The organism is Paenibacillus sp. FSL R10-2771 (genome assembly GCF_038000205.1).
GTDB lineage: Bacteria > Bacillota > Bacilli > Paenibacillales > Paenibacillaceae > Paenibacillus_AQ > Paenibacillus_AQ phytohabitans.
Genome location: NZ_JBBOBM010000001.1, coordinates 494,287 through 517,974, shown reverse-complemented (window position 1 = coordinate 517,974; position 23,688 = coordinate 494,287). Strand labels below are relative to the sequence as shown.

Below are 23,688 nucleotides of genomic sequence, written 5' to 3'. Positions count from 1 at the left end.
TCTCTCTATAAAGAACCGCACACCAAACCTTATTTAATAGTAAGTTTACTAGAAAAAATGTAGCGAAGCAATGAACATTATCGTCCAGTGGTTTGCGATCAGCGCAAATGGCGGCTGCAGAGTTTGCTCTTGGCCGTTCGCATGCGATACAATGCAAATAGCAAATGGAAACGGCTGCAGCGTCTTCATAAGAACGGTGCACGTTTCTTTTCGGAAATATGTTTATACATATTAAACGTATGCAAATTTTAAAGGAGTGAGAACATGAACGAAGCCGCTTTGACACTGGAAGGCTGGTATGCCCTGCATGACTTCCGCTCTCTCAATTGGAATGCCTGGACGGCAGCCGATGATGAAGAACGCGCCGTTGCCCTGGAGGAGCTGCATGCTTTCATGCAGGAATGGGGGCCCGTGGAAGAAGCCAAGGAAGGCAGCTCCACCGTGTATTCCATCGTTGGCCAGAAAGCTGATTTCGTGATGATGTTTCTGCGGGAAAGCCTGGAAGCATTGAATGCGCTTGAGACTGCTTTTAACAAAATCGCCTTCGCCCAATATACTACCAAAGCCTATTCATATGTAAGTATTGTGGAACTCAGCAACTACGCCGCAGGAGGAACTGCAGGAGACGGCAGCGATCCGATGCTGAATCCGCATGTTGCCGCCCGGCTGAAGCCTATTCTGCCGCAAGCGAAGCATATCTGCTTCTATCCGATGAACAAGAAACGCGAGCTTGCGGACAACTGGTACATGCTCGACATGGACAAACGCCGTGAGCTGATGCATTCCCATGGCCTGATCGGCCGCGGATATGCCGGCAAGGTGAAGCAGATCATCTCCGGCTCCGTCGGATTCGATGACTGGGAATGGGGCGTGACCCTGTTCGCTGAAGATGCCCTGCAGTTCAAGAAGCTGGTCTATGAGATGCGCTTTGATGAAGTGAGTGCCCGCTACGGCGAGTTCGGTCCCTTCTATGTCGGCAATCTGCTGACTGAGGAATCGTTCGAAGAGATGCTGAAGCTCTAAAACGAAGAATAACCACAGTATATAAAGGGAAGTCTTCCTCACAGGAAAGCTTCCCTTTATTTGGACTTTTGCTATAGTAACAAGAAACTTGCTTATGACGCTGCTGTCCAATAAACGCAAATAGACCGCCCTCTCGCGAAGGTATGCGGTCTATTGGTCGTGTCCTATTCACAAATCTATATCCTCAATCGGACGTATTCTTACCTTCAGCCTCTTCGTCCTCATCATCGTCTTCCCCATCCCGCAGACTCTCCAGATATTCAGCCGTCGCCCGGTCACGGGCGCGGCCCTTATCCTTCAGGCGCTCTATGGCCGGGAGAATGAGAATGTCGATTTCCTTCTGGATATTGTAAGCCAGATCATAACGTGTCTGATCTTCAAGATAGGAACCGACCTCAATTAGAGCATTGTAGCGGTCCAGCTCCTCACGCGTGAGCAGTCCGCGAACTTGTACGCTGCAATGGCGCATCTTAGAGGAATCTTCCCTTCTTGAGTACCAGCGGAATGCCGCCGATAATGAGCAGGTAGCGCATGTCTACAACCTTCTTCAGCTGCGCCGCTGTCCAGCCCTTATAGGTCTTATCGCCCACTACTGCAATCCCCTGGCCTTTGCCCAGCGAGGCTACGGTGCCCTTGTTGCTGAACGCAAACTTCTTCGGCTGCTGGCTGCGGATGGCCGCTACAAGATTATGCGCACAGCATTCTCCCTGCTGCATTGCAATCTGTGCCGTTGGAGGGTAAGGACGCCCTTCCGGATTAATCATGAGGGAGCCGTCACCAATGATGAAGATATTCTCATGTCCCGGAGCACGCAGGTATTCGTCTACCTTCACACGTCCGCGCATGGCTTCGAAGCCGGCAGCTTCAATCAGACGGTTGCCGCGGATCCCGCCGGTCCATACGATCGTGGAAGCTTTGATTTCTTCACCGGTTGCAAGGATGACACCGCCAGGCAGGCATTCTTTGATCGCCACGCCGAACTTGAAGGTTACCCCCTTCTTCGTAAGCACTGTCATGGCATGCTCGACAAGCTCCGGAGCAAAGCCAGGCAGCGCAGTAGGTGCAGCTTCTACATTATAGATGTTGACCATACTTGGATCGACATCATATTCTTTGCACAGTGCCGGAATCCGGTCTGCCAGTTCAGCCACAAACTCAATGCCGCTGAAGCCCGCGCCGCCGACAACAAAGTTGATATGCTCTTGTGCATTATTCTCATTCTTGTATTTGGCAAATTGATACTCAATATGTTCACGGATCAGCCGCACGGAGTTAATGCTGCGGATGGTCAGCGCATATTTGTCGAGTCCCGGGATTCCGAAGGTCTCAGGCTCGCCGCCAAGTGCGATTACGAGATAATCATACGAGAGGGTTCCGTCTTCCAGAATAACCTTCTTCTGCTGGGTACGGATCTCCTGTACGGAAGATTTAACAAGATCGATTTTGAATTCATCGATAAGCTTGGAGATGGATACGCGGGTATGCTCGATGCTGTCCGTTCCTGCTGCTGGCATATGCAGATGGGTCGTGAAATAATGATACTCATGGCGGTTCACCAGGGTTACATCCGCTTCATTATAGTTCAAAGCTTTCTGCAGCCGCTGGGCGGTCAAGATACCTCCATATCCCGCGCCTAGGATAACAATTTTGGGAATACTGCTCATGTTCCGGCTCCTTCCAACAGGTGAATCTGTCTATGTGTTATTTTTTGTAAAAAAATTAGGTTTCTTTTGTGAATTTATACACTTAAATTCAGAAGAATTTCCAATAAAACTTAAAGGATTTCTAAAATAACCATATCCATTGTAAACCTTAGTATCGTTTTAATCAAATACAATCATACAACAAAATGTCACATTTTTCAGTGAAATCAAAGGCTTTGCAGCGGGGTGCCACAATGTTTATAATGAGTAGGTACGCAAGTATGGCAATTTGAAACTATCAACTCGGAGGTGTAATATTACGTGACACTAGAGCAATCCGTTCCTATGAGCGATCTCATCATCATAGGCGGGGGACCAGCCGGTATGTTTGCCGCTTTTTACGGCGGTATGCGCCAGGCTTCGGTAACACTTATTGAAAGTATGCCCCAATTGGGGGGGCAGCTTGCTGCTCTTTATCCCGAAAAATATATTTACGACGTAGCCGGTTTTCCCAAGATCACCGGACAGGAGCTGGTGGATAACCTTTCACGGCAGATGGAGCTCTTCCAGTCTGATATCCGTCTGGAGGAGAAGGTTGTATCTGTTGTGAAGCAGGACGAGCGCCACTTCATCGTCACCACCGATAAAGCTGAATATCACAGCAAAGCTATTATTGTCACAGCAGGTGTAGGCGCATTCGAGCCGCGGCGCTTGGAAGTGCCTGATGCGCAGCGTTTCGAGAAAGCCAATCTGCATTATTTTGTAAGCGATCTGAATGCATATAAAGGCAAGAAAGTGCTGATCAGCGGCGGCGGCGATTCTGCCGTGGACTGGGCACTTATGCTTGAGCCTATCGCAGAGCAGGTAACCCTGATTCACCGCCGGGATAAATTCCGCGCCCATGAGCACAGTGTCGAGAATCTGATGGCCTCCAAGGTCAATGTTATTACGCCATCCGAGATCACTGAGCTGCATGGTGAAGAGTTCATCACCAAGGTAACCTTGTCTCATATCAAGACCAAAGAAACGCAGGAAATCGAAGTAGACAGTGTCATTGTCAATTTCGGCTTCGTTTCCTCACTGGGACCGATTGCGGAATGGGGAATTGAGATCGACGGCAACTCCATTGTGGTAGACTCCCGCATGGAGACCAGCATTCCGGGTATCTTCGCCGCAGGCGATATCACCACGTATCCGGGCAAGCTGAAGCTGATTGCTGTAGGCTTCGGAGAAGCGCCGACTGCTGTGAATAATGCCAAGGTGTATATTGATCCGGAAGCAAAGCTGTCCCCGGGACACAGCAGTAATCTCAAACTCTAGGATTGCGTATAACCTAAAACTTACAATAAAAGGGTATCCTTTCAGGTTGATTCCACCTCAACTTGAAAAGATACCCTATTCTGTGTTACTTGCGGTTTGATTAATTCTGGGTGCTGTAAAGGTATGCTCTGATCTTTAGTGAAGAACCGCATGAACTGGAGAGTGTAAGTTCCGTTTGCGAATTTCAGCGAGTAGCAGAGCGATGAAATCATGCTCCAATTGCAGCTCTATCGCTCTATGATAAGAGTCCAGCAGCATCTCATCCGACAATTCAACCATAACGTTCACCTACCTTTCCTTTATTTGGATCTGAATCTATCATAGCAAACTATCATTATTCGAACAAGCGTTCTCATTATCCACAAGCTACTGTGGAGATCCTGTGCATAATATGTTAGTAAGGGTTGTAATGTCAGGTACTGCACGGTGGACTATGGGGATAATAGTTATGCACAGGGCAGATATCCCGCTTATCCTTAAAAATAATTTTTAGAATGTTCATAATTGGCTGGGATATTTATGTTCATATTACCTCGGAATTGACACGACTAAACGCAATATTAGCTTATTAATGTATTTATCGTCAATTATTAAAATTTTCTTAATCAATTTTCGGTTATTTTGGTCTTGTATTTACTTCCAGAATCCATATTTTCCCCCGCTGATCCACAGCATAATCGAAGCCCAGCTCACCGATGCCGGGGAAATGCCGCTCCAGCAGCTCAATGCAGACTAAAGTCAGCCGGCGCATCTCCGCTTTCTTGGCGGAGGTCCGGATTCTCGGCAGCGATCTGTTCAGTCCCTGACGGCAGCTGAGCATCGTTCCCCCTTTACAGAGATTAGTAACGAACAATCCCGGCCGGGCTACTCTGCCTACCATGGAGCGGAATTCCCAGTGATCGCCGTTTTTCACCACTTTGACCCGGTAATCAATCGGACGCCCGGAAATCCGGGCAAGGGAAATGCCTTGCTGGATCAAATATCTCCGCTTTACCTTGAAGCGGTCCAGCGCGTACCTCATCGAAGCAAAATCACGATATATACGTGTATTATGCATATACGTGAAGCCGTAACCCCTGTGATCCCGGAACACCTTGATCACCCCGTAGCCTCCGCCGCCGACAACCGGCTTAATCACAACATTCCCGTATCTTCCCAGCATCGCCAGCAGTCCGGCAGCACTATATTCCCGTGTTCTCGGAATGTAACCGGCAACCCGTGAATCGCTAAGCAACGCCGCGGTCTTCAGCAACTTGCTTGCCAGTTCTCTCCCCGCCATTTTTTCGCCCTCTCCTTTCGAATTCCCAGCCTACCCTATAGATTACTCACGAAAGACCGCACCCTCCTGTATGATTGTCCGTGGTAAGGGAGTCCGCAGCAAAAAAGGGCATATAGCCGCAAGGGCCGTATATCCCGGTGTTCCGTTTATTCCAGAGCTGGAATATTCTTAAAATTCGTTGTATTATAGCCTGGAGGGGAGGGTTTCCTAATGGCACAGTTTTTTGAAATCCTGTATTGGTTTGCGATGGTCGGCATGTCTGTTGTACTGGCAGGAACCACGATACTCGTCTGCGCGCTGGGCTTCAAATTCATCAAAGACCGCCGCAGGGTTCTGGGCGCCGGCTGTATCGCCTTTTCCCTGGGGGCCGCTGCCCTGATCGTGTTCATGATTAATTTCAAATTCATCCTTCCGGCCTGAAGCAAAGCTCCCGGCAGCTATGGCAAAAGACATCCGTAGAGCAGACTGCCTTTTATCATTGCTGCCTTTGAGCGGAATCTCACGTATACATGCCTCATAGATTTGCCTGAGATACTATATTCTATGAATCCGTAAAGGGTTGGCCTGTGCCAATGGACAGCTTCATTAGCTGAGTCTTATCCGGCCCTTAACACCCGGCTGCTCTCCAAAATCCATCCCCGGACCCGCTATGAATATGCCTCCCGGCTTCAAACCTGCTTATCCTCCTCCGGATTTTCAAAATACCATCCATAATTTCACATTATCATCATTTTACACAATATACCTTAAATGGTTCTATGTTAGAATTAGTAGCGTGAATACTCGAAAAAAGGAGAATATAACGTGTCGAAACCTGTATACGGCAAGCAAGCGGCTCCGTCCAAGACGATCGAAAAGAATTCCGGACCCGCATGGGCGCTCTGCATTGCCTTCATCCTGTTCCTGGGGTGGACCCCCTTCCAGGTTGGATTGTTCAACGGAATGAGAGTGGAATTTGAGAAGCCTATTTATATGGCTGCCTTGCTGAGCGGTCTGCTCCTGCTGGCCTGTGCTGTCCTGTACTTCAAGACCTTCAGGCTGGACGGGCAGCGCGATCTGCTTACCCTCGCCGCAATCCTGCTCCCGTTAACGTACGCCCTGTCACTGTTTGGCGCTGCCTCGCATTATATGGCTATGAACATGCTGTTCACCCAATTTACTTATGCGGCGGTCTTCATTATCAGCGTGTATCTGCTCCGCCAGAGGCAGCTCAATAATGTTATTCAGCTGGGTATCCTCGCAATCGCTTATCTGATCGTCGGTTTCGGTCTATTGAACTGGCTCGGAAGCTGGAAGCTTGCCGGCAGTCTTGTAGGCTGGTTCTCGGATACTGTGGTCAACGGCAAGTACACTGAAGCAGTGATGACCGATTCGAACGGGCTTCGCCTGACTTCCATTTTCCAGTATGCCAATACATATGCAGCGTTCCTGATGGCTTTTCTGTTCGTCGCCTTATTCGCGCTGATCCGCTCCCGGAAATGGTACGGACGGCTGATGCACGGATTTATGCTGGTTCCCTTCATTGTCTCGCTGCTGCTTACCTTGTCCCGCGGCGGTCTGGTCCTGATGCCTGTAGTATTCATTATTCTGCTGCTCTTCCTGAAGCCTGTGCAGCAGATACTCTGGATTATTAATCTCGCCATTGCCGGCGTATTGTCTCTGCTGATTACGAATCCGGTAACCAGACTGGGCCTGGAGCTGAATACGGCCTTCACTTCCTCTGCAGCCCTTGAGGGCTGGGGATACCTGCTGGGTGCATCATTCTGCGCCGCCGCTCTCTGCTGGGTTGTCCAGCATTACTTTGCCCCTTGGCTGAGCCGCAAGCTCGGCAGCACAGAATCACGCCGCTGGAGCGGAGTATGGATTCCTGTGGTATCCGTTGCCGGTGTGTTGCTTATCGCCTTCCTGTTTATCGGAACCCGTGCGCGTAATATTCTGCCGGAGAATATCGGAACACGGCTGGAGAATATCAACTTCAAGCAGCACAGTGTACTTGAACGCTTCACCTTTTACAAAGATGCCATGAAGGTGGTCAAAGATTATCCGTTACTGGGGACCGGAGGCGGGGGCTGGGCGTCACTCTATGAGCACTACCAGAACAACCCTTACCTGAGCCGCCAGGTCCACAACTTTTTCCTGCAGTACCTGATTGAAGTGGGCATTCTCGGCTTTATCGTGTTCATGGGCTTCATCCTGTTCATTTTCTGCAAGTATGTAAGAGGATACCTGAAACGCGACAAAGACGATTACAATAACGGGTTCTTCTATCTCATTATCGCGTTGTCGATTCTTGTTCACAGCCTGCTTGATTTCAATATGAGCTATGCGTTCATGGGGATTCTGGTCTTCCTCGCTCTGGGAGGGATGACCGTTGTCATGGAGAGCAGACCGCTCCGTCTCAAGTGGAACAAGCTTTGGATCAGAGCCGGGTATTTCGGGCTGCTGGGAATCGGCACCGGGTATCTGCTGTTCCTGTCTCTGGGGTATATCAGTTCCAGCTCTGAAGCCTATACCGCCAAGAAGCTGGTCAAAGTCAGCCAATCCTATGAAGAGATCAAGGCCCCTCTGGTAAAAGCACTCAAAACCCGCCCGAATCATCCCGAATCGGCGGCTTATCTATCCATGCTGGATCAGCAGGTATTTACCCAAACACAGAATACACAGTTTCTGGACGAATCCTATACGGTGTTAACCCGCGCACTTGAAGGTGAGCCCTATAACAAAGATCTGCTATCCCAGCTGGCGAAATACTATGATTTGAAGGGCCAGAGTGAAGAATCTTACCGGGTGTATCTCGATAATGCGGACAAGTTCATGTGGGATATTAACTGGTATGATCATCTGATCAGCCGGACCTCGCTCCTTGGGCTGCAGGCCTATGCGAAGCGAGATGAAGCAGGGGAACAGAAGTATTTCAACAGTGCGCTGGCTTCCTACAAACATGTAACGGACGGCATTGAGCATTTGAAGACTCTTCCACCCGAGCAGCTTCAGGGCCGTGAATTCTTCGTTACCTCAACGATTGCTCTGAATGCAGGGCGAATCCAATCCATGTCCGGAGACGAGGAAGCTGCTGGGGCAACGGTGAAGCAAGGCTTCACCAACGGTTACGAAGACTTGACGGAGACCGCAACCCTCTGGGATACAGATTGGTACAGCGCGGTGATCGGCCGTTCCCAGGAGCTGGGAGCCGCAGCCTTGAAGCGGGCACTGGAGGCTTATGCACTGGGCCAGACGGATCTGGGGGATCAGGAGACGGTTAATAAGGAACGGTATTTCAAAACCGGTCTGGACGCTTATGCCCATGCGGCTGCGGATGAAGAATGGTTCAGTACCCTTCCGGCTGAAGATCAGCAGGGACGGGGATCGATGATTACTTCAGTTATGCTGCTGAACGCCGGTAAGATCCAATATTTATCGGAACAATGGCAAGCCGCCGCAGCCACACTGCAGCAAGGGCTGACTGAGGATTATAACGATGCCGTCAACCGGGAAACGGCCCGCTGGTACCTCGCTGTACAGCAGAGAACCCAGAGTGCCCAGGATCAAGCAGTGTATGACAAGCTGATTACGGCTGATCCGGAAGAAGCAGTCAAGATTAACGAAGTTGCCGTTATGCCGCTCTAACTGTACTATTTGAAATTAGAGAACAGTAAAAACAGGCTGTCCCAAAAGCTGTAAAATGGCTTCTGGGACGCCTTCTTTTTTTGCGTAAGATCAACCACACCGGGAATCGTCACGTTAACCGTGCGTTCGGCATTCTCCGTTTAACCGCTGCAATGGTCCAGGGATGCTGCGGCCGGCAGGAAGGAGACCTGTGGAAGATTGCATCAACCGGATTAACGAATTATTATTTATATCAGGTCTTTTGGTGTCTGGGAGGTAGTCAAATGTCAAAAACGATATTAGTTGTAGACGATGATGAAGAAATCGTAAAACTCATCACCAAAAGTTTAAGGTACGAGCAATTTGAAGTCATCACAGCCAGGTCCGGGGAAGAAGCCTTATCTGCAGTGGATGATAACCACATTGATTTCATTGTTCTGGACATAGTGATGCCTGATATGAATGGACTTGATGTCTGCAGAAATATCCGGACATCCTATAATGTTCCCATCCTTTTTTTAAGTGCGCGTGATCAGGACATTGATAAAATCGTCGGTCTCGAAATAGGAGCAGACGATTACATGACCAAACCTTTCAGTATTCAGGAGCTGGCCTCCAGGATAAAAGCCCATTTCCGAAAAGTGGACAGGCTGCATAAAGAGTGGGATGAGCTTAGCCCCGGTAGAGAAAAGGCAGATGCTCCGCTTATTTTGAACGATAAAACGTTTGAAGCCTTCCTGCATACCCGGAAGCTCGACTTATCCGCGAAAGAATTTCAAATTCTGTCTATCCTTATGCGTCATCCCAATCAGGTACTCAGCCGTGAGCAGATCTATGAGAAGGTCTGGGGAGACGAGTACGGAGAAATCAATACCGTAACGGTCCATATCAAGAATATCCGCAAGAAGTTGGGTCCTGAACATAACTTCATTAAAACCATTTGGGGTATAGGCTATAAATATACGGAAAGAGAGCAATAGGATGAAACTGAAAATAAAACTTCCCCTTTTATTCCTGCTGATGCTTCTCATTCTTATGTTTTCCATTGGACTGTACTTGAAGTTTGTCTTCGCAGTATATTCCCCTATACGCACTACATTGCTGGACTCACGATATATAGCATTGCTGCTGCCCATCTTCGTCATCGCCTGTTGTGTATTTATTATTCTGATCATCTATATTTACTTTTGCATAGAGAAGCCCATCCGGCGTCTGAATACCCGGCTGGGGGAAGTAAATGTTGTCCATCCCCTGCCTCCGCTGGCTTCGAGGGGTAATGACGAGATCGGAGAGCTTTATAAGCACTTCAATAAGATGGAGCATAAACTGCAACTCGCCCACAGAGAACAAACCGATATGATTGCAGCCATCGCCCACGATTTGAAGACACCCCTGACCTCTATTAACGGTTTCACCGAACTGCTGGCTACGCACAAGGACTTACCCGACACTGAAAAGCAGGAATATTATGAACTGATTCAAAAGAAGTCAGCATATATGGTTGAGCTCATCAATGATCTCTCCAGCTTCACCAAACAAAAACTGGAGCTTGAATCCATGGTAGCCGGGCCTGTAAGGGCAACAGAGTTATTTGAAGACATTGCTTTTGAATATGAGGTTGAGCTGGCTGGACTTGACAACGAACTGACTTGCCGCCATTCATTCACGGACAGTATATGGCTAATGGTCAATGAACCGATGATCCGCCGGGTGTTCGGCAACCTCTTCAGCAATGCTGTAAGATATGGGGGGAAGAATAAGCTGAACGTGTATATGACCGGATACCTGAGGGAGCATCATGCCTATTTCCAAATCGAGGATAACGGAATCGGCGTGCCGGATAAGGATCTCTCTTCTCTGTTCCTTAAATTCTTCACGGTGGATAAATCGCGGCAAATCCAAAAAGGCGGACTTGGGCTGGGCCTGGCAAGCTGTAAATCTATTATTGAGCATCACGGAGGAGAGATTATGGCCTTCCCTTCCGAATATGGCGGTTTGGGGATACGATTCAGCCTTCCCCTGGCTTCACTTCACTGATTGTATTTACGCACTTCTGCTTCAACAACCAAAGATTACAGGCTGCTGCCGGGTGTGACACCCAGGCAACAGCCTTTTTGTGTTTTAGCAGTTTATAGTTTTTTATATTCTCTTTATAAACATTTATTTTTCTTTTACCGAAGCTTCATCTTTGGATGTAAAAATAATTTCTATATTAGAAGCACTAAAGAAATAAACAAAAAGCAAAAGAAGCGGAGGGGAAATTTGGAACTGTAGGAGCGGTAGCGACCGCCTGAAAGCTTTCCGCAGGAAAGCTCGCATCGAAAGCATCAGCAAGTCACCGGATTTCACCCGCGAACAGCGGTTCAAAATCAAGAAATCTGGGGACAACAGCGGCCGGAAGTCCAAATGTTCACCGCAGTGACGATGAAGCTTCAAGTTCAAAAAGGAGGATATTAAAATGTCAATTGAGTTCAGCCGCTGGCCCAACAATTACATGATGTCATACCAGGTTACCAAAGCTTTGGGTATGGCAAGCCTCGGTGCTACGGATGTCACCGAAATCTACGAGGCCTGCAAAAGAATTGACCCCGATGACAAAGCTACGTGGCACAGGGAGTGGCTCATCACCGCTCAGGCATTGGAAAAACACGGCAAGGAGGCCGAAACGGCCGGAAACTGGTATACCGCACGGAACTGCTATATTCGTGCCTGCAATTACTATAGAATCGCAGAGTATTCGGTGATGGATGATGATACCCGGAAAATCCGTATCTTTAAAAAGGTTAATGAACTCTTCGAAGCCGCCGGAAAGTACTTCGATGTCCCGCCGGAGAAGATTGAGGTTGATTACGAGGATGTTAAGCTGGATGGTTACTTCTTCTCCCCTTCCTGGATAGAAGGCCCCAAGCCGACCGTATTTGCGCTTAACGGTGGTGACGAGTGGTCCATTGAGAATTATTTCTGGCTGGGTCCTGCCTTCATTGCATGCGGATATAACTTTTTGGTCTATGATCAGCCCGGCACCGGTCTCTCGATGTATGAAAAGGGAAAGGGCAGACGGGCGGACAGCGAAGCGTTTCATTCCCGGGCCATCGACTTCCTTCTGACACGGCCGGAAGTCGATCCGGATAAGATTATCGTGCACGGGGAGAGTTTTGCGGCTTACGACTCCTTGCGCTTCGCTTCGTTCGATCACAGAATTGCTGCCGTCATCTCCGACGGAGGTACGCATGCCTTCGACTGGAAAGCCATGCTGTCCTGGATGCCGCCAAGTCTGGCCGCACACGGCATGCGAATTCTGGGGGCAGACAGCCTGGAGGATTTTGCGGGGAATCCGCGTTTTGCCTATGATCTTGAGGGCGTACTCCACCAGATCGAATGTCCGCTGCTTGTCATGCATGGAGCGGAAGAGATATTGGTTCAGCCCAATCCGCTGACACAGGCTATGAAGAATTACGAGCAGGCAGGTTCGGCAAACAAGACATTCTTCGCGATAGAGGATAGACGGCTTGGCGGATTAGAGCACTGTCAGGTAGATAACATCAACGTGCTGCATGAGGTAGCGCTGAATTGGCTCTGTTCCATTGGGCTTGGGCCAGCCGCACCCCGCCAATCTTAGGGATTGTCATAGGAGGAGTTAACAGCTATGCGAATTTTATCAGAGAAAAGAAGCGGCAGCACACCCGCTATACAGATTGACGGAGTACACAAAAGGTTTGGCGATTATACCGTATTAAACAATCTTTCGCTGGAGGTGAGCCAAGGAGAGATCTTTGGATTCCTGGGTCTGAATGGCGCCGGGAAGACAACGACCATCAAGATGCTCCTGGCGATGCTGAAGCCAACCTCCGGCAAGCTCTATATGTTAGGTGAAAAGGTCGATGCCGGAAACTCTAAATTATGGAGCAAGGTCGGATATTTGGAGGAGGCTACTTTTTATCCCGATCTCACGGTAACTGAGAATCTTGACATCGCAAGGCGCATGCAAGGGGTGGCTGACAAGGATGCCGTACATCAGGTGATCTATAAGCTGGGACTTGAGCCGCACCAAAAGAAAAAAGCAAAGCATCTCTCTTTGGGTAACAAGCAGCGCCTGGGACTTGCGAAAGCGATGATCCACAATCCGGAAATTCTAATCCTGGACGAGCCGATCAACGGCCTTGATCCTGCAGGCGTGGCGGAGATACGGAATATGTTATATAATCTGGCAACCAATTTCGGCGTAACTATTTTTATATCCAGCCATCTGTTAGAGGAGCTCTCGAAAGTGTCCACACGCATAGGAATTATTCATAATGGTCGCCTTGTTAAGGAAGTCGCAATGGATAAGCTGGAGCAATCCTTACAGAAAAACCTGGTGGTGAACGGACTGAACAAACCTGCCTTAAAGAAGGTGCTTGAAGAGCATGGCTATGCCTTTGAGGACACCCTGGACGGCTCTATTAAACTAACCAATGAACATGCGGCAGATCATCCTGAACGGCTGGCCGAACTGCTCGTTCAACGCAATCAGCCGCCAACATCGCTCCGGGTGATTACGGAGGATTTGGAAGGGTATTTTCTCCGCACCATTGGTATGACCAGGGGGATTAAATAATGAATATTCTATCTGTGTTACATTGTGAGATTCGCAAGATTATCCGCTCCAATGTGTTCTGGATCATGTTTCTTGTGTTAGGCTTCGGCCCCATCATGATGGGCGTCGGAAATGTATTATCCAGTGACGCCGGCGGTGTCAGCTGGGAGCAGTATTTAACCGGATTGCTTGATACACTTGCCCCGCTGGGGCTTATCGGATATACCTTTGTTGCGGCATGGGTATTCGGACGGGAATTTGCGGATAGAACCATCAAAGATTTGCTGGCAAAGCCCGTGTCCAGAGCGAAAATTGTATTGTCCAAATTCCTTGTCATTTTAGCATGGTGCCTGTTACTTTCCGTCTATATGTTTGCCGTGGGTTTTGCCGTAGGGGCGATCATGGGCGCCCAAGGCGGGTCCGCTTCCTTCATTTCGAGCTTGTTCTTTAAGTTCCTGATCACCTCGCTATTGTACATTTTTGTGACCGCACCAACCATTCTTTTGGCTAATGTGACCAAGGGCTATCTGGCACCCCTGGGGCTCATCCTGATCATCGTCATTCTGTCCAATGTGTTGGCCTCATTTGGATTTGCACCCTATTTCCCATGGACCATCCCGTCGGTATTTCAAAGCACCGGTTCCTTACATCTCAGCAGTATATTGATACTTGCGTATACAGGGATAATCGGAATAGCCGGAACATTTGCCTGGTGGAGATATGCGGAGCAGCCATAAACAAGGAAAGCAACTACTGACAAGCTGATCCGGAAGAAGCAGGCAAGATTAACGAAGTTGCCGTTATGCCGCTCTAACTGTACTATTGCCAGACTAGAGAACAGCAAAAAGAAGCTGTCCCAAAAGCCATGAAACGGCTTCTGGGACGCCTTCTTTTTTTGCGTAAGATCAACGTGTGCACTTGAATGGACGCTCCGCGAATGGGCTGTTGTTCCAATTCAGCCGCGTGCCGCCATATACTCGTTCTTCAGGATAGAGTATTGGTAAGAGTCCAGCCACTTCCCCTTATGGCGCATATGTTCTCTCAGATGTCCTTCGTATACCATTCCTATGTGTTGCATGACTCTGGCAGATCCGATATTCTCCGGGCGGCAGGTCGCGTAGATCCGGTGAAGATCAAGGCCATTGAAGCCCCATTCCAGCAGCACGGCGGCAGCCTCACTTGCAATACCCTGTCCCCAATACAACCGGTTATAGCAATATCCGATTTCTCCCTGCCCTTCTCCGCTGATATGTATCCCACAGCCGCCTACCAGTACATCCTCCTGCTTCAGAACGACTGCGTACTCGAACCCCTGGCGCGGCTCCTGCTGCTGCATATCCAAGGTCAGCCGGATGTAGCTCCGGGTATCCTCCAGGGAATTGGGTCCCCAAATCATATACTTGGCCACTGCCGGATCGGAGGCATATTCATGCACCCGCTGGACATCCTCGGACATGAATTCCCGGATCAGCAGCCGGTTTGTTTCAAACTGCATGCTTGGTCACATCCTTATGCTTACTGTTGTAATCCGGGGAGGCTTCATGGCTCAGCAAGTTCAATTCTTGCATATTGCTCTGCGAAATCTGCCCCTTGGTTCAACGCTTGGATTAACTTGAGAAGCCCCTCTTCTCCTGCACTAGAGAACCACCGCGTAACTTCATAACAAGCCAAATTGTAATTCTTCCAGGCTTCCGGAGTTCCATAACTGAAGGCATCATACGAGTCTAAAAGGCCGTAATCCACAGGCTTCTTCCCTTTATCGGTTACCTGTTCCCACGCCGCTGTGCTATTAGACAATCTCCCGTCTACCATTGAAGCCAGACCTTCATCAAACCACACAGGTACTACATTGCGGTTGCGCAGTCTTTCCCTCAATTCAGCGTGGGTGAATTCATGCGAAATCACATTTTCATTAAACCCGTCCGGGCCGATCACAATATAGTTATTCCAGGGCAGGTAATAGGTTTGTCCGGTCGGATTTTCAGTGTATTTCCCCAGACTCCTGGAAGTTAGCGCCACAATCAAATACGGAGTTGAAGTTCGCTTACCAAAAATAGCCGTAACCTTCTCTTGGGCAAGCTCAACGTAATATAGCAGCTGATCCTGCAGTTCCTTTGTCATATCCGGCTCTATATAAACATCCGGTGCCACTTCAACCATGCTAGAGTAATTGACCAAGGCAGCATGCACCGGCTTGGCATAGACTCCCCAAGAGATCATCAGCAGTGCTATTAACAATATACCCGACGCAGCTATTACCTTCATTTTCCGGGTCAATTTCAGCATTTAGTTAAACAGTCCTCTGCCAATAAAGTTAGCCGTAACCGGCGGCTTCCCGATCTCCCGTGACCATACAGACAATTGACCGGTGTGATGGATCTCGTGGGCAATCAGATGCCGCATAACCTCGCCGTATTTGTGGGGTTCGTGTTCCCCTTCATCCGTGATATCAATCATGATCCGGTCTTCCAGGCTCTCATTCCAGCCGTACACGAATGGAGCAAGCTCCTCATGGCACCGCGCGGATAAATCCTTGACCTGCTGCAAGCTGGCCACTTCCTCGAATGAAGGAATCTCAATCTCTTTCTCTTGTACCCCGCCACAGATCCAGCCATACTCGACGGTCACAATGTGATAGAGCGTAGGAAGAATGTATCCTATGCCTCCAGTGCGTAATTTCATCAGCTCTTCCCCGTCCACCGTCTCACACCAGTCGAACCAGTCTTTGCGCACCTGCCAGTTATACTCGAATAGCTTCAACATGCCGCTGCCTCCAATACTCGTAAATTTCATTACGCTTACTATTCATGATTCGCGATATTCCCCTGTTATCCTCCCTCGTAAACCAAGTGTCATTAACTCATATCCTTTCTCTGCACCACTATATCCGGCGGTTTGTGAAGTATTGATTATAGCTGTACTTTTCACACGTAACGTATAATCTCGTAGATCAGACTTTTACATTGATCAAATCGTTCCAATAAGGAGAGGTTTTAATCATTGTGAGAAAATCAAAACGCTTGTCAGCTATGTTTGTAATTTTCCTGCTCCTGTTCTCGTCTATTCCACTATCCCTGTCTGCAGAGGAAGTACGCCAAGAAAAACAGGTGGATCTGGGACCTTGGGCATTTAGCGCCTTTGGACCGGGTACAGTACCAGCTACGAACCCCGAACCTATTGTTCAAGATCCAAATACAGTAATAATGAGTACGTACGGCGGAAAGATTGCTTCTGGAGAGGAGGGACTTTCCTTTTATTACAAAGGACTTCCCGTTGACACGAACTTTGAGCTCCAAGCCAAAGCTACAGTGAATTTATTTAACAGCAGATCCAGCGTCAGCACGCCTAATCAGAAATCCTTCGGACTTATGCTCAGGGATACTGTTGGAACAAATGGAGATGACAGCAAAACCATTTCTAATTATGCTGCAGTCGGTGCGTTGGATCAGGTAATGAAAGGATTTTATAAAAAAACCTCGCAAATAAAGCTTCCTGCATTTAGCGGAATCAATGCTCCTGCTGCGGGAGAAACCTATAATCTCAGCATTAAAAAATCAGGCAATACTTATCTGCTAAGCATCGGTGAACAAACTCAAATTGTAACACTCGACGATACATTCACGGATACGATCTTTGCCGGAATCTATGTAGCAAGAGATGCGGAAGTAACCTTCAGTGAACTAGACATCAAGGTCGAGGCCAAACGTGTATCCCACTTAATCGCTGATACGAGCGGGATGACCAAAACCTCCTATCTGATGGGTGAACCCCTTGATCTGACCGGACTGGCTGTTAAGGCTGTCTTTTCTGATAACAGTGAAGCCGTGTTGTCTTCCGCTGATTATATTGTTACCGGCTTTGACAGCACTAAGGCTGGAGAGAATACGATCAGGATTAATTATAACGGCGCTTCGGCAACCATCCCGCTGCAAATTATCCCGCTGACAGTGACCTCCTTATCGGTAAAATATGAGCCGGCCAAAACGGTCTATTATCCGGGAGATACGTTTGATCCGGAGGGACTTGTGGTCGTTGCTGACTATAATGATCATTACCTGATCACAGAACTGGACAGCCGTCTCTATTCGCTCTCCATCAGCGGACAGCCCGTTACTGATACATCGCCGCATGTGTTTACGGATTCAGGTCCATATGAAATCAATATCACCTCCACAGAGACTCCATCCATGGCGGCTGCCTTTAACGTTGAAGTCATTGACGCTGCCCTGTCCAAGCTGGAGATTAGACATGAACCCAAACAAACCGTCTATTATATCGGTGATTCCATCCAATTAGAAGGATTAGCAGTTTATGCCCATTATTCTGATGGCACTCAGATCCGCCTGACCAAAGATGAATATACCGTTTCTCCCCTCAACACCTCGGTACCAGGAGATAAAGAAATCACAGTAACTCATAAAGGATCAACAGCAACCTTCCACGTTAAGGTCCAAATTAAAGAGCTAACCGGTATCGAAGTAACAGGCTATCCGGCAACGACCTTTTTTATAGGCGATAACTTTAACAGCGATCATCTGATCGTATCGAAGGTCTATGACAACTTGGACCGGGAAGTCCTAAGCGATTTCATCCTGGACAGCTCCAAGTTTGATAACCAAAGGGCCGGAGTATATGACATCGGGATCATCCCTGCGGATACATCCATACAGCCGATTACGTATTCTGTCACGGTAAAAGAGAAGCTTGAACCCGTCTGGCGCAGCATTCAATTCGGCCAATCCACATCCGCTGCTAATAACAAGATGCTTCTACAAGAGGACGGAACGGTAGAGCTGATTGCGCTGGAAGGCGGCGGCAAGGTGACTGAAGACCACGATGGCATTACCTTCTATTACACAGAGCTTGATGCGTCAGAAGATAATTTCATGCTGTCTGCGGATATCTCCGTGTCGGCTTTTGCCAAAACTCCTTATGACGGACAAGAGTCATTCGGCATCATGGCACGGGATGCTATTGGGACGCCTGGAAATTCCAGCGTATTCGCCTCGAATATCGCTGCTATCGGCGGCTACAGCGGCGGTACCAAAAGCGCCATCGGCACCCAGCTCTTTGTCCGGTCCGGCATCTTGAAGTCTGACGGAACCGGAAGTAAAGGCATTCAGACGATCATGCTGAGGAATGAGCGGCCTGCCCCCGGCAACACGGCTCCTGCAGCTCCTTATCGTCTAACGCTCTCCAAGACGAATAGCGGCTTTACTGGACAGCTTAACAATGATCAGGAAGCTATCATTTTTGAGCCGGATATTCTTAACGTACAAGACGCCAAAATGTATGTCGGATTCTATGCGGCACGTCTCGCTACAATTAATATCCGCAATATCCAGTTGACGGTGACATCAGCAGCTACAGATTCTCCTAAGGTTGAACCACCGGCAGCTCCGGTTATACCAAGCTTGAGCATACTATCTCTAAGCAAGACTTCTACACCAGAATATCAAATGATTGTTCGTCCTAATGTCAACGGAACCGTAACAGTGAAGCAAGGCTCTAAAATCATCGCCCAGGATATCGAGGCTAAAGCCGATAAGCGTCTTGCGGTTCCGGCGGTACTCGCTGATCAGGGGGATACGAACTTCAGCGTTACTTTTGTACCAGAGGATACCCAGTATTTGACCTCTTACGATAAAATCGTCCATAACTTCACAGTAACCCTGAGCAGCTATGGGGAGGGAGAACATATCTATGTATCTCCTGCGGGAACAAGTGCCGGGGAGGGTACGGCTGATCTCCCGCTTGATCTCGACACCGCCATTGAATATGTCAGACCAGGCCAGCATATTATCGTGCTTGACGGCCATTACGTGCGGAAATCACCGCTTGTCATTCAGAGGTACAATGATGGAACCGCATCTGCTAAGAAGTACCTGGAGGCGGCACCAGGGGCAAGACCCGTCATCGATTTTGACAAAAAAACAGAAGGCGTGCTGCTCAGCGGGAACTATTGGCATGTGAAGGGGATTGATTTCACCCGCTCGGCGCCAAATACGAAAGGCTTTACGGTTGGAGGGAATTATAACATCGTGGAGAATAGCCGCTTCTATGCTAACGGGGACACAGGCCTCCAAATCAGCCGTACGGACGGAACGGCACAAGAAATAGCCGAATGGCCATCCTACAACTTAATTCTAAACAGCACCTCCTTCGATAACCGTGATCCGGCAGACAATAATGCAGATGGCTTTGCCGCGAAATTGACTTCAGGTATTGGGAATATTTTCAGAGGATGCCTGGCACATAACAATATTGACGATGGCTGGGACTTGTATACCAAAGCAGGCTCAGGCGCAATCGGTCCAGTATTAATCGAGAATAGCGCAGCCTTCAACAATGGATTTTTAACAGACGGAACGGTTGGCGCCGGCGATAAAAACGGATTCAAGCTGGGGGGAGAAGGCATCAAAGTCCCTCATACCATCCGCAATTCCATTGCCTTCGGAAATGGCGCGTATGGCTTCACCAGTAACAGTAATCCGGGTGTAATTGCTATGAACAATATCGGATTTAATAATACACGCGGAAATATGAGCTTCACCACTTATGGCCAAATCACTGCAGACTTTAGGATCGACGGCTTCGTATCCTACCAGACGGGCAGCATCGGGAAAGACCAGTATCCAGCTGCTTTGGCTGCCGACAATAACTTCATGTACGATGGTACAGCGTCAGTCAATAAGTCAGGCAAGCAGCTGACAGATGCTAACTTTGCTAGTTTGAATCCAGTGAACTCTTATACGAGGGATGCGGAGGGAAATATCATCTGGGGTGACTTCCTGAAGTTCATTCCCTTTGAGGAGCCGGGACCGGGAACTCAGCCAGAGCCAGAACCGGAACCAGAAACAGAGCCAAGTCCGGGTCCTTCTGCTACACCGGCGCCTTCTGCCACACCGGCGCCTTCTGCCACACCGTGTTCTACGGCTACACCAATTCCAGCTGCTGCTCCAAATACCGGCGGCTCCGGATCAACAGCTGGAGATTCTTCGACTACAGTACTCCTGCTGGACGGCAGCGTCAGAATTGAACTGCCCATAACGGTTGATGCAGGGAAAGCCAGCGCCCTACTGATGGATTCCTCTTTACAAAAAATAATTGCTTTGGCCAAAGCGGATTCAACCGGTAATAAAACAATCCGGATTCCGCTTACTGTTGATCCGGCCAAGGACATCAAAGAATATGAGTTGCGCCTACCTGCTTCAGTATTTCGCTCAGGAGCTTCTGCCTTGCAGATAGAGGTCAGCTCGTCACTGGCCACGATTATGTTACCAGACAGTCTCTTCCCTGCAGCAATCCTCGACGGCGTGAAGACTGTAACTTTACTAGTAAGAACAGTCGATACGGAAGGAACGCTTAAAGGGAAGTTAGGAGACAGCCCGCTAATCGGGTATGAGCTTCGTCTGGATGGGATAAAGCTTCAAGCAGACAGCCTGCAATCAGCCATACAGATCGGACTTCCGCATTCACCAGCCGTTCCTGCAGCGGGCAATGCCTTTATTGTTGTGTGGCATGTCAATGGCAAGGGAATCATCCAGCCTGTAGTCAGCGGGGATTATAAGGCAGAGAGGCAGCAGGCCATTTTCTCAACCACTCTTTCGTCCGGCCACTATGCAGCGGTCTATAACCACAAGACATTCCAGGATATCTCCTATTCCCATTGGGCAAAGTCCGCAGTGGAAGTACTTACTTCCAAGGGCATAATTAACGGTATATCTGAAACTGAATTCCGGCCGGATCAGTCCGTTTCACGTGCGGATTTCGCACTTTTACTGGTGCGGGCTTTGGGACTGAATGCAGCAGAAGGGGGCGGCTTCGCGGGGACATCTTCTACGCATCCGAATGAGCCGCTCTCCCGGCAAGAGATGTTTGTTATGGCAGCTAGAGCCCTACAGGCTGCAGAAGTTTGGAATCCGGGTACGATACCTGCCTCCGGTTTAGACAGCTTTACAGATCGCCACCTAATTAACATTGATGCGGCCGATGATATTGCGGCACTGGCAGCAGCTGGTCTCATTAAGGGAGACGGCCGGCAGCAGCTCAAGCCCACTGCATATTCCACGCGTGCCGAAGCGGCGATGTTGATATACCGGATTCTTATGCGCAAATAAAAGAGACCCCCAAAACCATGTTGAAGTGGTTTTGGGGGTCTTTTATGCCTGAACCTAGTCCTATTATATTTGAGACTCATCAGCTTCGAATGCTTATGCAGAATAATCTATAATCTTAAGGAACCTTCAGTTATTTGAAAGATAACTGTGATATTTTATTATAATCAGTATTTTTTCTATACTTTATATGCTTCCGACTTAATAAAATTATCCACCAAAAATTTATCATTATCGCTTAATCCTTCAAAAACTTCATTAAATCTTATCTTTGCATCTTCATTTTCTAAAAGACTTAAGGTGGCTAGTGCTGCATGTCCAAACTGCCATGGTCCAATAAACTTACTGTCCTTTAAAAGTTCTCCAAGTTGCGTAAGTCTATCTATTATCCTACTATCACAATAATTTCTCTCTATTAGTTTAAACATTGCCATAGCTACGACTCTTAAATTTCCAGCTTCTAGACATACAATTAAATCTTTGTTTTTTATTGTATCCGTTTTAATTTCTTCTACTAATTCACCTATTGTGGTCATAAAATCTTCCCTTCAATAAAATTATTCTTCTATTGGACCATATCTATCAATAATATATTGCTTTTCCGCTTCAAAGTTCTTTCGAAGTTGTTCTGCAACATTTTCTAATCCTAATTTTTCAGCTTCTTTAATTTCAATAGTGTATGCTTTAAGCTCATCAGCAATTCTCGCTTCCCAATTCTGATATGATTCAGCAGCGGAAGGGCAATTAACATCCAAATATATAAGTTTCCTTTTCATTATAGTAATTATTTTCCACATAATCTATAGTATACAGGTTTGTTGTACCTCTTCTGTTACCAGACATAAAAAACAGGTCAACTATGGTGGAATCACCAATAATGACCTGTACTATACGACACAATGATTTACACTCAAAATTAAAGACGAGGATGATGAAATTTAGTTCATGAAAGAATTACCCAGCTGTTCAGTCTTTAATGATCAAAGAAATTGATTTCATACAATAAATGCGCTTCCTCAGTCTGGTTGTTTATAGTAACTTCACTGTTGTTTCTTGTAACCAAGGTACTGCGTTTCTGTTTCCAATACCCTTGCTTTACCGATAGCTCGTAATCCCCTGGCAAAGCATTTGTGAATTGCTTGAAAAATCGTAGTATCTTCTTCAATCTTAAACTATCTTCATGTGCAAAAATATGACCACAGGATAAATTTATTGTTGCACCAGTATTACTAATATTAATCTGTATATCTCCCCAGTTGAGCATAAATTCAGAGGTGTAATCAGGATCTTCTACTACACTGATGTTATATTCTTTCTCATGTTCCTCAACTAGTTTTATGCTTTCAAGCTTGATCTCTTCTGTAGTAAGGCCTGCATCAATTCGCACTCCGAATTTTTTGTATGTTCCCTGAATATAAGTAAGTGATAGAACCTCAATATCACCATTGAAAAAGTGGCTGTCCACAAGCAAGGAATCATCTTTTCTCTCAAGTATTTTATATTCAGAATCTTTTAAAAGGAGAGCCTCTCCGATATTACTTTTTAGCATTTCACCTAAAAACTCAATGAATTTTCTGTCTCCGTTCTCGTATACATTACATTCTAAGCCATAGTTCACTTCAATATCAAAATCTCTAGATATACTCTTTACATTAAATTGTGTTGTGGTAAAGCTGAAAAAATTACATTTAACATATAATGTATCTCCTTCACCTTCTTCACTCTCTTCTTGCTGTGTGAAGCTAATGTCACTTTCATTTCCCATAACATTTTCCACAAGCTGTAGAAGTGAATTTTCAATTTCTTCTCTTTTAAGTACGTTGTTGCTGAAATAATATGTTATTTCCATATTAATCACCTTTCGTAAACCATCTAGTGATTTCACCGTCTTTTATAACCAGCAACTCTTGTAAATATTTCAAATCCCCATTAGGATTAGCCTTTCTTAGTATTTCTTGTTTCAAGCTTTCTATGTCACTAGGGTTAAAATCATCAAGATTCAAAATAATTCTTGTGGCTTGTTTTTTAGTTTTACCTTGTATTTCTTTAATTTTATTTTTTGAAAACTCTCCCTGAGGAGCATAACAATCAAATATATTACCTTCTAATACAAAGTCGGGGTTA

General features: G+C 47.4%; 21 protein-coding genes and 1 pseudogene. 10 read left to right on the top strand and 12 right to left on the bottom strand.

Annotated features, from left to right (window positions below):
* Positions 1-264: 264 nt before the first annotated feature.
* Entirely contained in the window at positions 265-1,023 is a 759-nt protein-coding gene (hemQ, locus tag NSU14_RS02335; RefSeq protein WP_042139802.1) for a hydrogen peroxide-dependent heme synthase, read from the top strand.
* 184 nt (positions 1,024-1,207) lie between these two features.
* Here hemQ and NSU14_RS02330 read toward each other — a convergent pair whose 3' ends face one another.
* Positions 1,208-1,492 carry a hypothetical protein gene (locus tag NSU14_RS02330; RefSeq protein ID WP_076247483.1) on the bottom strand — a complete coding sequence of 95 codons (285 nt, stop codon included), beginning with the start codon at positions 1,490-1,492 and terminating at the stop codon, positions 1,208-1,210.
* Position 1,493: 1 nt separating this feature from the next.
* Complete coding sequence (locus NSU14_RS02325; RefSeq protein ID WP_039306992.1) at positions 1,494-2,687, bottom strand: NAD(P)/FAD-dependent oxidoreductase; 1,194 nt, start codon at positions 2,685-2,687, stop codon at positions 1,494-1,496.
* A gap of 324 nt (positions 2,688-3,011) precedes the next feature.
* On the opposite strand from NSU14_RS02325, the gene NSU14_RS02320 reads away from it, so the two are divergent.
* Positions 3,012-3,986 (top strand): NAD(P)/FAD-dependent oxidoreductase, encoded by a 975-nt coding sequence (locus tag NSU14_RS02320; protein ID WP_039306995.1) that lies wholly within the window; start codon positions 3,012-3,014, stop codon positions 3,984-3,986.
* A 135-nt stretch (positions 3,987-4,121) separates the two neighbouring features.
* On the opposite strand, the gene NSU14_RS02315 is transcribed toward NSU14_RS02320, so the two are convergent.
* Positions 4,122-4,265, bottom strand: a complete 144-nt coding sequence (locus NSU14_RS02315) for a sporulation histidine kinase inhibitor Sda (protein WP_042217282.1) — start codon at positions 4,263-4,265, stop codon at positions 4,122-4,124.
* Positions 4,266-4,602: 337 nt separating this feature from the next.
* A complete protein-coding gene (locus tag NSU14_RS02310; RefSeq protein WP_042139804.1) occupies positions 4,603-5,265 on the bottom strand; it encodes a YheC/YheD family protein in 663 nt (220 codons plus the stop codon).
* A 210-nt stretch (positions 5,266-5,475) separates the two neighbouring features.
* On the opposite strand from NSU14_RS02310, the gene NSU14_RS02305 reads away from it, so the two are divergent.
* The 4 genes from NSU14_RS02305 (at position 5,476) to NSU14_RS02290 (ending at position 10,908) form a co-directional block, all read left to right on the top strand.
* On the top strand, positions 5,476-5,685 hold the full coding sequence (locus tag NSU14_RS02305) for a hypothetical protein (RefSeq protein ID WP_042139805.1): 210 nt from the start codon (positions 5,476-5,478) through the stop codon (positions 5,683-5,685).
* Positions 5,686-6,069: 384 nt separating this feature from the next.
* Positions 6,070-8,892: an O-antigen ligase family protein gene (locus NSU14_RS02300; protein ID WP_042139806.1), complete on the top strand. Its 2,823-nt coding sequence runs from the start codon at positions 6,070-6,072 to the stop codon at positions 8,890-8,892.
* Positions 8,893-9,155: 263 nt separating this feature from the next.
* Positions 9,156-9,851: a response regulator transcription factor gene (locus tag NSU14_RS02295; protein WP_042139808.1), complete on the top strand. Its 696-nt coding sequence runs from the start codon at positions 9,156-9,158 to the stop codon at positions 9,849-9,851.
* A 1-nt stretch (position 9,852) separates the two neighbouring features.
* Positions 9,853-10,908, top strand: a complete 1,056-nt coding sequence (locus NSU14_RS02290) for a HAMP domain-containing sensor histidine kinase (RefSeq protein WP_340942517.1) — start codon at positions 9,853-9,855, stop codon at positions 10,906-10,908.
* Between the two features lie 123 nt (positions 10,909-11,031).
* Here NSU14_RS02290 and NSU14_RS02285 read toward each other — a convergent pair whose 3' ends face one another.
* Positions 11,032-11,313, bottom strand: coding sequence for a hypothetical protein (locus NSU14_RS02285; protein ID WP_340942515.1), 282 nt, complete (start codon positions 11,311-11,313; stop codon positions 11,032-11,034).
* Between the two features lie 16 nt (positions 11,314-11,329).
* Here NSU14_RS02285 and NSU14_RS02280 point away from each other — a divergent pair, with 16 nt between their 5' ends.
* Genes NSU14_RS02280 through NSU14_RS02270 form a run of 3 tightly spaced genes read left to right on the top strand, consistent with a single transcriptional unit; the run spans position 11,330 to position 14,184 of the window.
* Positions 11,330-12,490 (top strand): alpha/beta hydrolase, encoded by a 1,161-nt coding sequence (locus tag NSU14_RS02280; protein ID WP_042139810.1) that lies wholly within the window; start codon positions 11,330-11,332, stop codon positions 12,488-12,490.
* A gap of 27 nt (positions 12,491-12,517) precedes the next feature.
* Positions 12,518-13,468, top strand: coding sequence for an ABC transporter ATP-binding protein (locus NSU14_RS02275; RefSeq protein ID WP_042139811.1), 951 nt, complete (start codon positions 12,518-12,520; stop codon positions 13,466-13,468).
* Positions 13,468-14,184: an ABC transporter permease gene (locus tag NSU14_RS02270; protein WP_076247476.1), complete on the top strand. Its 717-nt coding sequence runs from the start codon at positions 13,468-13,470 to the stop codon at positions 14,182-14,184. Before NSU14_RS02275 ends, NSU14_RS02270 begins: the two co-directional genes overlap by 1 nt.
* Positions 14,185-14,402: 218 nt before the next feature.
* Here NSU14_RS02270 and NSU14_RS02265 read toward each other — a convergent pair whose 3' ends face one another.
* Genes NSU14_RS02265 through NSU14_RS02255 form a run of 3 tightly spaced genes read right to left on the bottom strand, consistent with a single transcriptional unit; the run spans position 14,403 to position 16,210 of the window.
* On the bottom strand, positions 14,403-14,942 hold the full coding sequence (locus tag NSU14_RS02265) for a GNAT family N-acetyltransferase (protein WP_340942512.1): 540 nt from the start codon (positions 14,940-14,942) through the stop codon (positions 14,403-14,405).
* A gap of 44 nt (positions 14,943-14,986) precedes the next feature.
* Positions 14,987-15,733: a hypothetical protein gene (locus NSU14_RS02260; RefSeq protein WP_076247472.1), complete on the bottom strand. Its 747-nt coding sequence runs from the start codon at positions 15,731-15,733 to the stop codon at positions 14,987-14,989.
* Positions 15,734-16,210, bottom strand: a complete 477-nt coding sequence (locus tag NSU14_RS02255; protein ID WP_340948877.1) for a DinB family protein — start codon at positions 16,208-16,210, stop codon at positions 15,734-15,736.
* A 239-nt stretch (positions 16,211-16,449) separates the two neighbouring features.
* Here NSU14_RS02255 and NSU14_RS02250 point away from each other — a divergent pair, with 239 nt between their 5' ends.
* Positions 16,450-21,567: a bacterial Ig-like domain-containing protein gene (locus NSU14_RS02250; RefSeq protein ID WP_340942507.1), complete on the top strand. Its 5,118-nt coding sequence runs from the start codon at positions 16,450-16,452 to the stop codon at positions 21,565-21,567.
* 176 nt (positions 21,568-21,743) lie between these two features.
* On the opposite strand, the gene NSU14_RS02245 is transcribed toward NSU14_RS02250, so the two are convergent.
* The 4 genes and pseudogenes from NSU14_RS02245 to NSU14_RS02230 all read right to left on the bottom strand — a co-directional run.
* Positions 21,744-22,100, bottom strand: a complete 357-nt coding sequence (locus tag NSU14_RS02245; RefSeq protein ID WP_340942504.1) for a hypothetical protein — start codon at positions 22,098-22,100, stop codon at positions 21,744-21,746.
* Positions 22,101-22,121: 21 nt separating this feature from the next.
* A complete protein-coding gene (locus NSU14_RS02240; protein ID WP_340942502.1) occupies positions 22,122-22,361 on the bottom strand; it encodes a hypothetical protein in 240 nt (79 codons plus the stop codon).
* A 176-nt stretch (positions 22,362-22,537) separates the two neighbouring features.
* Positions 22,538-23,422 (bottom strand): hypothetical protein, encoded by an 885-nt coding sequence (locus NSU14_RS02235; protein WP_340942500.1) that lies wholly within the window; start codon positions 23,420-23,422, stop codon positions 22,538-22,540.
* Positions 23,415-23,675: pseudogene (locus tag NSU14_RS02230) on the bottom strand (CdiA C-terminal domain-containing protein); the annotation flags it as partial. The gene NSU14_RS02235 and the pseudogene NSU14_RS02230, both read right to left, overlap by 8 nt.
* Positions 23,676-23,688 lie beyond the last annotated feature (13 nt).

What these genes read in the sequence shown, in the direction of transcription:
- hemQ (WP_042139802.1), top strand. Translation starts at nt 265, where the DNA reads ATGAACGAAGCCGCTTTGACACTGGAAGGCTGGTATGCCCTGCATGAC.
- NSU14_RS02330 (WP_076247483.1), bottom strand. Translation starts at nt 1,492, where the DNA reads ATGCGCCATTGCAGCGTACAAGTTCGCGGACTGCTCACGCGTGAGGAG.
- NSU14_RS02325 (WP_039306992.1), bottom strand. Translation starts at nt 2,687, where the DNA reads ATGAGCAGTATTCCCAAAATTGTTATCCTAGGCGCGGGATATGGAGGT.
- NSU14_RS02320 (WP_039306995.1), top strand. Translation starts at nt 3,012, where the DNA reads ATGAGCGATCTCATCATCATAGGCGGGGGACCAGCCGGTATGTTTGCC.
- NSU14_RS02315 (WP_042217282.1), bottom strand. Translation starts at nt 4,265, where the DNA reads ATGGTTGAATTGTCGGATGAGATGCTGCTGGACTCTTATCATAGAGCG.
- NSU14_RS02310 (WP_042139804.1), bottom strand. Translation starts at nt 5,265, where the DNA reads ATGGCGGGGAGAGAACTGGCAAGCAAGTTGCTGAAGACCGCGGCGTTG.
- NSU14_RS02305 (WP_042139805.1), top strand. Translation starts at nt 5,476, where the DNA reads ATGGCACAGTTTTTTGAAATCCTGTATTGGTTTGCGATGGTCGGCATG.
- NSU14_RS02295 (WP_042139808.1), top strand. Translation starts at nt 9,156, where the DNA reads ATGTCAAAAACGATATTAGTTGTAGACGATGATGAAGAAATCGTAAAA.
- NSU14_RS02290 (WP_340942517.1), top strand. Translation starts at nt 9,853, where the DNA reads ATGAAACTGAAAATAAAACTTCCCCTTTTATTCCTGCTGATGCTTCTC.
- NSU14_RS02280 (WP_042139810.1), top strand. Translation starts at nt 11,330, where the DNA reads ATGTCAATTGAGTTCAGCCGCTGGCCCAACAATTACATGATGTCATAC.
- NSU14_RS02275 (WP_042139811.1), top strand. Translation starts at nt 12,518, where the DNA reads ATGCGAATTTTATCAGAGAAAAGAAGCGGCAGCACACCCGCTATACAG.
- NSU14_RS02270 (WP_076247476.1), top strand. Translation starts at nt 13,468, where the DNA reads ATGAATATTCTATCTGTGTTACATTGTGAGATTCGCAAGATTATCCGC.
- NSU14_RS02265 (WP_340942512.1), bottom strand. Translation starts at nt 14,942, where the DNA reads ATGCAGTTTGAAACAAACCGGCTGCTGATCCGGGAATTCATGTCCGAG.
- NSU14_RS02260 (WP_076247472.1), bottom strand. Translation starts at nt 15,733, where the DNA reads ATGCTGAAATTGACCCGGAAAATGAAGGTAATAGCTGCGTCGGGTATA.
- NSU14_RS02255 (WP_340948877.1), bottom strand. Translation starts at nt 16,210, where the DNA reads ATGTTGAAGCTATTCGAGTATAACTGGCAGGTGCGCAAAGACTGGTTC.
- NSU14_RS02245 (WP_340942504.1), bottom strand. Translation starts at nt 22,100, where the DNA reads ATGACCACAATAGGTGAATTAGTAGAAGAAATTAAAACGGATACAATA.
- NSU14_RS02240 (WP_340942502.1), bottom strand. Translation starts at nt 22,361, where the DNA reads ATGTGGAAAATAATTACTATAATGAAAAGGAAACTTATATATTTGGAT.